Origin of the sequence: Novosphingobium beihaiense, from assembly GCF_022832375.1 — a bacterium.
GTDB lineage: Bacteria > Pseudomonadota > Alphaproteobacteria > Sphingomonadales > Sphingomonadaceae > Novosphingobium > Novosphingobium beihaiensis.
Map to the genome: position 1 here is coordinate 1 of NZ_JALHLG010000074.1, position 11,576 is coordinate 11,576.

Annotated in this window: 9 protein-coding genes; all 9 read left to right on the top strand. The window is 64.0% G+C overall.

Annotated elements, in window-relative coordinates; genetic code table 11:
- Positions 1-206 (top strand): electron transfer flavoprotein subunit alpha/FixB family protein (locus tag MTR66_RS20655; protein ID WP_243924525.1); only part of this gene is annotated, 206 nt, incomplete at its 5' end.
- 54 nt (positions 207-260) lie between these two features.
- Complete coding sequence (gene glyA, locus MTR66_RS20660; protein ID WP_243924526.1) at positions 261-1,574, top strand: serine hydroxymethyltransferase; 1,314 nt, start codon at positions 261-263, stop codon at positions 1,572-1,574.
- 242 nt (positions 1,575-1,816) lie between these two features.
- Positions 1,817-3,193, top strand: coding sequence for an amino acid permease (locus MTR66_RS20665; RefSeq protein ID WP_243924527.1), 1,377 nt, complete (start codon positions 1,817-1,819; stop codon positions 3,191-3,193).
- A gap of 147 nt (positions 3,194-3,340) precedes the next feature.
- Complete coding sequence (locus tag MTR66_RS20670) at positions 3,341-5,848, top strand: GcvT family protein (RefSeq protein ID WP_243924528.1); 2,508 nt, start codon at positions 3,341-3,343, stop codon at positions 5,846-5,848.
- The gene (locus MTR66_RS20675) at positions 5,845-6,216 is read left to right on the top strand and encodes a cupin domain-containing protein (RefSeq protein ID WP_243924529.1); all 372 of its coding nucleotides are present in this window, start codon (positions 5,845-5,847) and stop codon (positions 6,214-6,216) included. The genes MTR66_RS20670 and MTR66_RS20675 overlap by 4 nt, the downstream gene beginning before the upstream one ends.
- Entirely contained in the window at positions 6,213-7,466 is a 1,254-nt protein-coding gene (locus MTR66_RS20680) for a sarcosine oxidase subunit beta family protein (RefSeq protein WP_243924530.1), read from the top strand. Before MTR66_RS20675 ends, MTR66_RS20680 begins: the two co-directional genes overlap by 4 nt.
- A 12-nt stretch (positions 7,467-7,478) precedes the next feature.
- Positions 7,479-7,751 carry a sarcosine oxidase subunit delta gene (locus tag MTR66_RS20685; RefSeq protein ID WP_243924531.1) on the top strand — a complete coding sequence of 91 codons (273 nt, stop codon included), beginning with the start codon at positions 7,479-7,481 and terminating at the stop codon, positions 7,749-7,751.
- Complete coding sequence (locus tag MTR66_RS20690; RefSeq protein ID WP_243924533.1) at positions 7,748-10,609, top strand: 2Fe-2S iron-sulfur cluster-binding protein; 2,862 nt, start codon at positions 7,748-7,750, stop codon at positions 10,607-10,609. Before MTR66_RS20685 ends, MTR66_RS20690 begins: the two co-directional genes overlap by 4 nt.
- Positions 10,602-11,105: a sarcosine oxidase subunit gamma gene (locus tag MTR66_RS20695; RefSeq protein WP_243924535.1), complete on the top strand. Its 504-nt coding sequence runs from the start codon at positions 10,602-10,604 to the stop codon at positions 11,103-11,105. The genes MTR66_RS20690 and MTR66_RS20695 overlap by 8 nt, the downstream gene beginning before the upstream one ends.
- Positions 11,106-11,576 lie beyond the last annotated feature (471 nt).

Sequence of the window (11,576 nt, forward strand, 5' to 3'; positions counted from 1 at the left end):
TCGGCCAGACGGGCAAGATCGTGGCGCCGGAAGTCTACATCGCGGTGGGCATCTCGGGCGCGATCCAGCACCTCGCCGGCATGAAGGACTCCAAGACCATCATCGCCATCAACAAGGACGAGGACGCGCCGATCTTCCAGGTCGCAGACATCGGTCTCGTCGCGGACCTCTTCAATGCCGTGCCGGAAATGACTGGAGCGGTTTGACCTACAATCACGTGGCAAGGCGCCCGGCGCTGTGCCTATGGGGAGTTAATCACGATGAATGCGGAAGTTCTCACGCGGCGTCCGGGTTTCTTCACGTCGGGGCTTGCGGCTGCAGACCCCGAAATCGCAGGCTGGATCGGCAAGGAACTCGGCCGCCAGCGTGACAAGATCGAGCTGATCGCGAGCGAGAACATCTGCTCGAAGGCCGTGCTCGAAGCGGCCGGGTCGATCCTCACCAACAAGTATGCCGAAGGCTATCCGGGCAAGCGCTACTACGGCGGCTGCGAATATGTCGACGAGATCGAGACGGTGGCGATCGAACGCGCCAAGGCGCTGTTCGGCAGCCATTTCGCGAACGTGCAGCCCAATTCGGGCAGCCAGATGAATCAGGCCGTCTTCCTCGCGCTGCTGCAGCCGGGAGACAGCTTCATGGGGCTCGATCTGGCGGCGGGCGGGCACCTCACGCACGGCTCGTCGGTTAACATGAGCGGCAAGTGGTTCAAGCCGATCCCTTACGGCGTCCGGCCTGACGATCACATCATCGACATGGACGAAGTGGCCCGGATCGCGCGGGAAAACCGCCCCAGGCTGATCATCTGCGGCGGGACGGCCTATTCGCGCCATTGGGATTTCCAGCGCTTCCGCGAAATCGCGGACGAAGTGGGCGCCTATCTGCTGGCGGATATGAGCCACTTTTCCGGTCTGGTCGCAGGCGGCGTTCACCCCTCGCCGGTGCCCCATGCTCACGTGACGACCACGACGACGCACAAGTCGCTGCGCGGGCCTCGCTCAGGGCTGATCCTGAGCAATGACGAGGCGATCGCGAAGAAGATCAATTCGGCCATTTTTCCCGGCCTGCAGGGCGGCCCGCTGATGCATATCATTGCCGCCAAGGCAGTGGCCTTCGCTGAGGCCATGGAACCGGCTTTCAAGGCCTATGCGCAAGGCGTGGTCGACAATGCCCGGGCGCTGGCGGCCAGCCTCAAGGCGCAAGGGCTCGATATCGTGTCGGGCGGGACCGATAACCACCTGATGCTGGTGGACCTGCGGCCCTATGGCGCCAAGGGCAAGTATGCCGAGCAGTCGCTCGACCGGGCGTCGATCACTTGCAACAAGAACGCGATTCCCAACGATCCTGAAAAACCGTTCGTGACGTCGGGCATCAGGCTGGGGACGCCCGCGGGCACCACGCGCGGCTTCGGCGTGGAGGAATTCACGCTGATCGGCGAACTGATCGCGCAAGTGGTGGGCGGCCTGCGCAAGAATGGCGATGCGGGCGATGCCCAGGCCGAAGCCGCGGTGCGCGCGCGGGTGGAGCAGCTGTGCGCGGACTTTCCGATCTATGAGGGCATGGCCGTCGCCGGGTGAATTGTGCGGCCTGCAGCCGTGTGCACAAATTGAATTGAATATCTATCTAGTATTTGATTTTAAAAGATAAAAACACCTTTCTTGTTTGCGGTTGGTGTTGGGGTGAAGCGAAGATATGTCCGGCTGTATGGTCGCGGATGTCGCGCGTCTTTCCCGATCGGGAGGCCACTGCGCAATTCATGCATGCACGTCCGTGCGTGCGATCCATCATGCCTGTTTCAACAGCGTAGGAGATTGCCGGAATGACACCGAGGCCCCCAGAAGATCACCAGACGCTTGCGCACTCGCTGCAACCCCGGCACGTCACGATGATCTCGCTTGGCGGCATCATCGGGGCCGGTATCTTCGTTGGGTCCAGCGCGGCGATCAACATCGCCGGGCCATCGGTGCTGTTCACCTATGCGATGTGCGGCATGCTCGTCTTCGTGATCATGCGGATGCTGGGCGAGATGGCGATTGCCCGGCCGGGGGTGGGCACTTTCACCGGCTATATCAAGCTGGGGCTGGGGCCCTGGGCGGGGTTCGTGTGCGGGTGGCTCTATTTCTACTTCTGGGTGGTGACGATCGCGGTGGAGGCGATTGCGGGGGCGGCGATCCTGTCCGACTTCATGGCTGTGCCGCCGTGGATCATGAGCACGGCGCTGATCGTGCTCACCACGCTGCTCAACCTGCTGTCCGTGCGTGCCTATGGTGAGGCCGAGTTCTGGTTCGCCGCGCTCAAGGTCTTGACGATCACCTGTTTCATTGCGCTGGGGGTGGCGTTCATATTCGGGTTCGGCCCCGGCATCGGGGCGACGGTTTCGACGATGAAGGCGAGCGGCGGCCTGTTTCCCGCAGGCGGGATGGCGCTGTTCACCGCGATCCCGGTGGTGATCTTCTCGATGATGGGCAGCGAAGTCGCCACGATTGCCGCGGTGGAAACGGAAAATCCGGCGGAAAACGTCGTGCGCGCCGCGCGCACGGTCGCCCTGCGTATCCTGTTTTTCTACCTCGGTTCGATTGCGGTAATCGTTGCGATCGTGCCGTGGAACGAGATCGTGCCCGGCCATTCGCCTTTCGCCGATGCGATGATGCGCGTGCATATTCCCGGGGCAGGGGCGTTCATGTCCGCCGTGGTGTTCACGGCCGTGGCCTCGTGCCTCAATTCGGCGATCTACGTGACGTCGCGCATGCTGCATGAAATGGCCGAACGCGGGGACGCTCCCGGCCTGTTTACCTATGTTTCGATGCGCCGGGTGCCGAGCCTTGCCATCGTGATCAGCAGCCTTGCCGGTTTCGCGATGGTGCTGGTCTCGATCGCGTCTCCGGAACGGGCTTTCGTGTTCCTGCTACAGTCTTCCGGTGCGATCATCCTGTGCGTCTATCTGCTGATCGCGTTCAGCCAGATCATTTTACGCCGCCGCCTCGATGCGGCGGGCGAATCGATACCGGTGAAAGTCTGGTTCTTCCCTTACGTCAGTTACGCGCTGGTCGCGGGGATTCTGGCGGTGTTCGCGCTCATGGCGACGAAGCCGGATCTGCGCGAGCAGGTGAGCCTGTGCGCCTTGCTCTTCGTCAGCGCGGTGGTTGCTTACCAGTTCAAGCGGCGGGCTGCGATTCCGCCTGCCGAAGTGGCCTGACGGAGCCGCGCGGGCCCGGCGTGCCTGCGCGCGCTTCATATGAACTTGCTTAAGTGAGCAATCAGAAAATCTAATCTCGCAGTGCGGCGTTGCTTGCGTCTCGCGGCTTCTGCCATGGTTCCAGCAGTAATCGAGTTGGAGAGTTTCATGCAGGATACTGCACGTGTGGTGGTAATCGGTGGCGGTGTGATCGGCGTCAGCACGCTGTATCATCTTGCCAAAATGGGGTGGTCCGATGTTGTCCTGCTCGAACGGCATGAGCTGACGTCGGGATCGACCTGGCACGCGGCGGGGCTGCTGCCGCTTTTCAACCTCAGCTACTCGGTGGGCAAGCTGCACCAGTACTCGGTGGACTTCTACCCGAGCCTGGAAGCGGAGACCGAGCTGAACGTCGGCTTTTCCAACGTCAGCAACATTCGCCTCGCCAACAGCCGCGATCGCTGGGACGAGTACATGTACTATGCCGGGGTCGCCCAGACCATTGGCGTGGATGTGGAAGTTCTCACCCCCGCGCAGGTTCAGGACATCTGGCCGCTGTGCCAGACGGACGGCATTATCGGCGCGATCCGCCACCCGGCGGACGGCTATATCCAGCCTGCCGACCTGACCCAGGCGCTCGCCAAGGGGGCGCGCCAGCGGGGCGCCAAGATCTACCGCAATACCGCCGTCACCGGCATTACCCAGAAGCCGAATGGCGAATGGGTCGTCTCGACCGACAAGGGCGAGATCACCTGCGAGCACGTGGTCTCGGCTTCGGGCAACTTCGCCCGGCAGACGGGCGCGATGGTCGGCCTCGACGTGCCGGTGATCCCGGTCGAGCACCAGTACATCGTGACCGAACCGCACCCCGAGATTCTGGAGCGCCGCGCCAAGGGCCTGCCGGAAATGGGCGTCCTGCGCGAATCCGATGCGAGCTGGTACATGCGCGAAGAGGCCGGCGGCCTGCTGCTTGGGCCTTACGAAGTGGGCGCGCCTGCCTGCTATCTCGATGGCCCCGCGCCCAATGCCGAATACGAACTGTTCCCCGACGCGCTGGAGCGCCTGGAACCCTACATCCTCTCCGCGATCGAGCGCGTGCCGGCCTTTGGCGAGGTCGGCCTCAAGAAGGTCTACAACGGCGCCATTGCCTATACGCCCGACGGGTCGCCCATCGTCGGTCCTGCCTGGAACAAGAAGAATTTCTGGCTCAACGAAGGCCACAGTTTCGGGATCACGGCAGCAGGCGGCGCGGGTTGGCAGCTCGCCCACTGGATCGTCGAAGGCGAACCTTCGATCGACATGATGGGCGTCGATCCGCGCCGCTTCGGCGATTACGCCGGGCGCGGCTATCTCGTCGAGAAGAACGAGGAAGCCTATGCGAAAGTCTTCGCCGTCCACTATCCCGACGAGGAGCGCGAGGCGGCCCGTCCGCTGCGCCAGGCGCCGTGCTACGACCAGATGAAGAAGCTGGGCGCGGTGTTCGGCAGCGTGTTCGGCTGGGAACGCCCCAACTGGTTCGCGCCCGAAGGCTACGAACTGACCGAGGCCGATCTCGACAAGGCGGACGTGATCCTCAACGAGAATCATCCGGTCGTAGAAGGCGAGCCGATCCGCGAAAAGTGGTCGTTCCGCCGCTCCAACTATTTCGAGCATGTCGGCAACGAATGCCGCCACGTGACGGAGAAAGTCGGTCTGCTGGACATGTCGGCTTTCGCCAAGTGCGAAATCTCCGGCCCGGGGGCGGAAAGCTGGCTGGACGGGCTGCTGACCAATGCTGTTCCCAAGAAAGTCGGGCGCGTGTCGCTGTCCTATCTGCTGACGGCCAAGGGCGGCGTGCGCAGCGAGTTCACCGTCTACAAGATCGCGCCGCAGCGCTACTATCTCGTTTCGGCAGGCGCGCTCGAACGGCATGACCATGATTGCCTGAAGAAGGCGCTGCCGACGGACGGTTCGGTCTCGTTCGAACGGCTCACCACGGCGATGGGCGTGCTGGTCCTGGCCGGTCCGCGCTCGCGCGACGTGCTGGCCAAAGTCACGAAGTCCGATTTGTCCAATGCGGCCTTCCCCTGGCTGACCGGGCAGACCATCAGCATCGGCGCGGCGCCGGTGGAAGCCTTGCGCGTCAACTTCGTCGGCGAGCTGGGCTGGGAAATCCATCACCCGATCGAGATGCAGAACTACATCTTCGACAAGCTCATGGAGGCGGGCGCGGAATTCGACATCAAGCCCTTCGGCATCCGCGCCATGGTCTCGATGGCGATGGAGAAGAGCTACAAGCTGATCCCGCGCGAAATGTCGGTGGAGTATTCGGCGTTCGAAAGCGGTCTCGATCGCTTCATCAGCAAGAAGAAGACCCATTTCCATGGGCGTGAGGGGCTGATGGCCTGGCACGAGGCGGGCGAGAGCAATGCCTTCGTTACTCTGGAAGTGCATGACGTGACCGATGCCGATGCGCGCGGGTCCGAGGCGATCTATCAGGGCGATACGATCGTCGGGCGTGCGACGTCGGGCGGCTATGGCTGGCGCGTCGGCAAGTCGCTGGCGCTGGCGATGGTCTCGCCGGAACTGGCGGTGCCCGGCACCGAACTGGAGATCCTCATTCTGGGCAAGCGCCACCGGGCGACAGTGATCCCCGATTCTCCCTTCGATCCCGACAACACGGCGCTCAGATCGTGAACGATGTCTTCGTCCATGGCATGGCGGGCGGACTGCCGCTGCCCAAGACCGGCACCGCAATGCTGCGGGCCGGCGGGGAGTGGCAGGAAAGCGCCTCGCCGGGCTTCCTCGTCATGCCGCTGCTGAACGATGCGGAAACCGGGCTGCGCACGTTCCTCATGCGTTTCGAGCCCGGCGCTTACGCCACGACGCACAGCCATGAGGAAGTGGAGCAGATCTACGTCCTCGAAGGCGAGATGTACGACGATGACACGATCTACGGCGCGGGCGATTTCTTCGTCCGTGCTCCCGGCGCCCCCCACCTTGCGGGCAGCCGGGAAGGCGCCACGGTTTTGGTTTCCTATTTCCCAGCGGAGCGTGCGGCATGACCCGTTTCAGTGCGCTTAATCTCTTCACCAAGGCCCTTGGCGGGCACAAGGGCTGGCAGGAGCAATGGCCCACGGCCGAGCCCAAGGCCTCCTACGATGCCATCATCGTCGGCGGCGGCGGCCATGGCCTTGGGGCTGCCTATTACCTTGCCAGCAAATACGGCATCACCAATGTCGCGGTGATCGAGAAGGGCTGGATCGGCGGCGGCAATACCGGCCGCAATACGACGATCATCCGCTCCAACTATCTCTATGACGAAAGCGCCCACTTGTTCGACCATGCCGTCAAACTGTGGGACGGGCTCAGTCAGGAACTGAATTACAACGTCATGTATTCCAAGCGCGGCGTGCTGATGCTCGCGCACAATGTCCATGACGTGCAGAGCTTCAAGCGCCACATCCATGCCAACCGGCTGAACGGCGTGGACAACGAATGGCTGACGCCCGAAGAGGCTCAGGCCTATTGTCCGCCGCTGTCGATCGATCCCAACGCGCGTTATCCGGTCATGGGCGCGGCGCTCCAGCGGCGCGGCGGCACCGCCCGGCATGACAGCGTGGCTTGGGGCTATGCGCGCGGTGCGGCCTCGCGCGGGGTCGATATCATCCAGAACTGCGCGGTGACCGGGATCAGGCGCGGGCCCGATGGCGCGGTGGAGGGCGTGGAAACCGAACGCGGCTTCATCGCGGCGAAGAAAGTGGGCGTGTCGGCGGCGGGCAATTCCTCGGTGCTGATGCAGATGGCGGGTCTCCGGTTCCCGCTCGAAAGCTATCCGCTGCAGGCGCTGGTTTCCGAACCGATCAAGCCGGTGTTCCCCTGCGTGGTGATGTCCAACACCGTGCACGCCTACATGAGCCAGTCCGACAAGGGCGAACTGGTGATCGGGGCCGGGACCGACCAGTACGTGAGCTATTCGCAGCGCGGCGCACTGCACATCATCGAGCATACCCTGGCTTCGATCTGCGAAATCTTTCCGATCTTCCGGCGGATGCGCATGCTGCGCAGCTGGGGCGGCATTGTCGATGTGACGCCTGACCGCTCGCCGATCCTGGGCAAGACGCCGGTGCCGGGTCTCTACGTCAATTGCGGCTGGGGCACGGGCGGGTTCAAGGCGACGCCGGGGGCGGCCGATCTGCTGGCCTACACCATCGCCCATGACGCGCCGCATCCGATCAATGCGCCGTTCAATCTCGAACGGTTCCGCACTGGCAGGCTGATCGACGAAGCCGCCGCCGCGGCCGTCGCGCACTAAGGGGGGAACACCATGCTGCTGATCCATTGTCCCTATTGCGACGAGAAGCGCCCCGAAATCGAGTTCGCCTATGGTGGCGAAGCGCATATCGCGCGGCCCCTCGATCCTTCGGCGCTGAGCGACGAGGAATGGGAAACCTATCTTTTCATCCGGTCCAACGCGCGCGGGCGCCATCATGAGCGCTGGCGCCACATCCACGGGTGCGGCCGCTTTTTCAATGCGGTGCGCGATACCGTGACCGACAAGTTCGAAACCACTTACAAGGCCGGTGAGGAACGCCGATGAGCGGATATCGGGTTACAGGGGCCGGGCGCGTCGATCGTGCGCGCACGGTGGCATTCACGTTCGATGGGCAGACCTATCAGGGCTATGAGGGCGACACGCTGGCCTCGGCGCTGCTGGCGAGCGGCGTGACGCTGTTCGGGCGTTCGTTCAAGTATCACCGGCCGCGCGGCGTGATGGCGGCGGGCGTCGAGGATGCCAATGCGCTGGTTTCGGTCACGCGCGGGCCGGGGCGGTTCACGCCGAACCTGCGCGCCACCGCGGTCGAGATCTACGAAGGCCTTGAGGCGTCCAGCCAGAACCGCTGGCCCTCGCTCAAGACGGACATGCTGGCGGTGAATGACCGTCTGGGCATGTTCTTCCCGGCGGGCTTCTACAACAAGACTTTCATGTGGCCGCGCTCGTTCTGGGAAAAGCTCTATGAGCCCACGATCCGCAAGATGGCGGGGCTGGGCAATTCGCCCACCGAGATCGATCCCGATCACTACACGGCCGCTTATGTCCACTGCGATCTGCTGGTGGTCGGCGCGGGGCGCGCGGGGCTCGAAGCGGCGCTGGCCGAGGCGGGCAGCGACAAGCGCGTCATCCTGATCGACGAGCAGAACGAACTGGGCGGCTGGGCGCTGAGCGATCCGGATCAGGCGCAATGGCTCGCGCAGAGCGTCGCCACGCTGACGGCGGCGGCCAATGTGCGCATCCTGACCCGCTGCACCGCTTTCGGTTTCTATCACGACAACTTTGTGGGCGCGGTGGAACGCCTGACCGACCATCTCGCACAGCCCGGCAGCGGCGCGCGTGAGAAGCTCTGGCGCATCCGCGCGGGCGAAGTGGTGCTGGCGCAGGGCGCGATCGAGCGGCCGCTGGTGTTCGAAGGCAACGATACGCCGGGCGTCATGCTGGCCTCGGCCGCACGCACCTGGCTCTACCGCTACGGCGTGGCGATCGGGCGGCGCCCGGCGCTGATGGCCAGCCACGACAGCGGCTGGCAGGATGCCTTTGCCATGGCGGCCGGAGGTGTGACCATCTCCGCTATTGTCGACGTGCGCGACACCGTGGATGATGCCTTGCTCCGGCAGGCGGCGGACCTGGGTATCGCGGTTCACTTGGGATCGAGCGTGATCGGCGTTTCCGGGCGCCACAAAGTGACCGGCGTGGAGATCGCGGCGAATAGCGGCACGGGCCGCAAGCGCATCGCTTGTGACGCGCTGATGATGGCGGGCGGCTGGACGCCGACACTGCACTTGTGGTCGCACAGCAAGGGCACGATCGCGTGGGACGAAAGCCTGGGCGCTTACGTGCCGGACAAGGCGAACGAGAACGTGCGCTGCGCGGGCGCCTGCTCCGGGCAGATGGATCTCGGCACGGGTGTGGTGGTTCCGGCCTTGCCGACGCCCAAGGACGCCTCGCGCATCAAGGCTTTCGTCGATTTCCAGAACGACGTGACTGCCAAGGATATCGGCCTTGCCGTGCGCGAGGGCTTCAAGTCCATCGAACACGTCAAGCGCTATACCACCAACGGCATGGCGACCGATCAGGGCAAGACCTCGAACATCAATGGCCTGCAACTGGCGGCAACCGCGTTGGGGCGGCCGGTCGTCGATGTCGGCCTCACCACCTTCCGCCCGCCCTATACGCCGCAGACCTTCGGGGCGCTGGCGGGCCATGCCAAGGACGCGCTGTTCCAGGCCACCCGCAAGACCGGGATCGACGGCTGGGCGCAGGACAACGGCGCCGTGTTCGAGCCGGTGTCGCAGTGGCGCCGCGCATGGTACTTCCCGCAAGATGGCGAAGACATGCACGCGGCGGTCAATCGCGAGTGCCGCGCGGTGCGCGAAAGCGTGGGTATTTTCGATGCCTCGACGCTGGGCAAGATCGAAGTGGTCGGCCCCGATGCCGCCGAATTCCTCAACCGCATGTACACGAACCCGTGGAAGATGCTCGAACCGGGGCGGTGCCGCTACGGGCTGCTGCTGCGCGAAGACGGCTTCATTACGGATGACGGTGTGGCCGGCCGGATCTCGCCCAACCGGTTCCATGTGACCACCACCACCGGCGGCGCGGCGCGTGTGCTGGCGATGATGGAGGACTACCTCCAGACCGAATGGCCGGATCTCGACGTGTGGCTTACCAGCACCACCGAGCAATGGTCGGTCATCGCGCTGCAGGGGCCGCGTGCGCGCGATGTGCTCTCGGCGCTCGATACCGATATCGATCTTTCGCCCGAAGCGTTCCCGCACATGTCGGTGCGGCTGGGGCAGATCTGCGGCGTGCCGGTGCGCCTGTTCCGGGTCAGCTTCACCGGCGAACTCGGCTTCGAAATCAATGTGCCTGCCGAATATGGCCCGGCGGTGTGGAAGCAGATCGTGGCGGCCGGCCAGCCCTATGGCATCACGCCCTACGGCACCGAGACGATGCACGTGCTGCGCGCGGAGAAGGGCTATATCATCGTCGGCCAGGATACCGACGGCACGGTGACGCCGATGGACGCCGGGCTCAACTGGGCGATCGGCAAGAAGAAAAAGGACTTCGTGGGCAAGCGCTCGCTGGCCCGCCCGGATATCGTCGCGCCCGGCCGCAAGCATCTGGTCGGCCTGCTGACCGAAGACCCGAGCCTCGTGCTGGAAGAAGGCGCCCAGATCGTTGCCGATCCGGCGCAGCCGGTGCCGATGACCATGCTCGGCCATGTCACCTCGTCCTACTGGAGCGAGGCTCTGGGCCGCTCGATTGCCTTCGCGCTCGTTGCCGGAGGGCAGGAGCGGATGGACGAAACCCTGCACATTCCCATGCCCGGCGCGGTTCACAAGGCGCAAGTCTCGGGCATGGTATTCTTCGATCCAGAAGGGGCGCGGATCAATGTCTAGTCTGTCTGTTTCCACCTCGCCGCTTCCGGACGAACCGTTCGCCGCCGACGGCGTCCGCGTTTCGCGCAGCGCGGCCTTGCAGCGCTATTCGCTGCGGGCGCGCGATCCGGCGAAGCTGGCGGCGGTCGTCGGCCGGGAACTGCCCGGCCGGATCGGCGGCGTGACAGATGGCATCGCGCAACTGGGCCCGGACGAGTTCCTCGCCCTGCTCCCAGTGGGAACGCAGCTTCCCTCGGGGGAGGAGGAGCCGGTGAGCGTCGTCGATATCAGCTCGCGGGCCGTCGGGATCACGGTGGAAGGCGAGGGCGCCGCCGCGCTGATCATGAGCGGCTGCCCGCTCGATCTCGACCGGATGGCGCCGGGCCAGGCGACGCGCACGATTTACGAGACCGTGGAAATGGTCCTGGTGCGCGAGAGCGAAACCCGGTTCCACATCGAAGTCTGGCGCAGCTTCGCGCCGTGGTTGTGGCAGTCGCTCCGGTTATCGGCCGAGTGATTCGCTGATTGTCCTGAGTTGGCGGCAGGTCATGGATATGGTCTGCCGCCTTTTTTGCGTTGCGTCGGGGGCTCGTATCATCAGTCCGGTAGCGGGAGGTGATGACCCGTGGGGCCTGAACTTTTGCCTGTTCTCACAGGGTGAGCCTGAGGCTGAATAAGTAGTCTTTATGACAACAATTAAGTTTCATGCATCAAGGGTGTGCACGTCGCTTGCAGATTGATTTCTGCCCCCACCGGCTCACTCTTGTCAACGATTTGCGGATGTTCACGGAGCATACTCCGGAGCGTCCGGGAAGGTGGAAGGAGAGGACCGAACCTTTTTTAGGGGGGAAGTATGAAAACGCTAATGAATGCCGTTTCGGTAATTGCCATTGCATCGGTTACGGGCCTTGCTGCCACCCCTGCCTGCGCACAGAACGCTGAGCAGACAGACGCATCGAATTCCGGCGGTGTTGGCGAGATTGTCGTC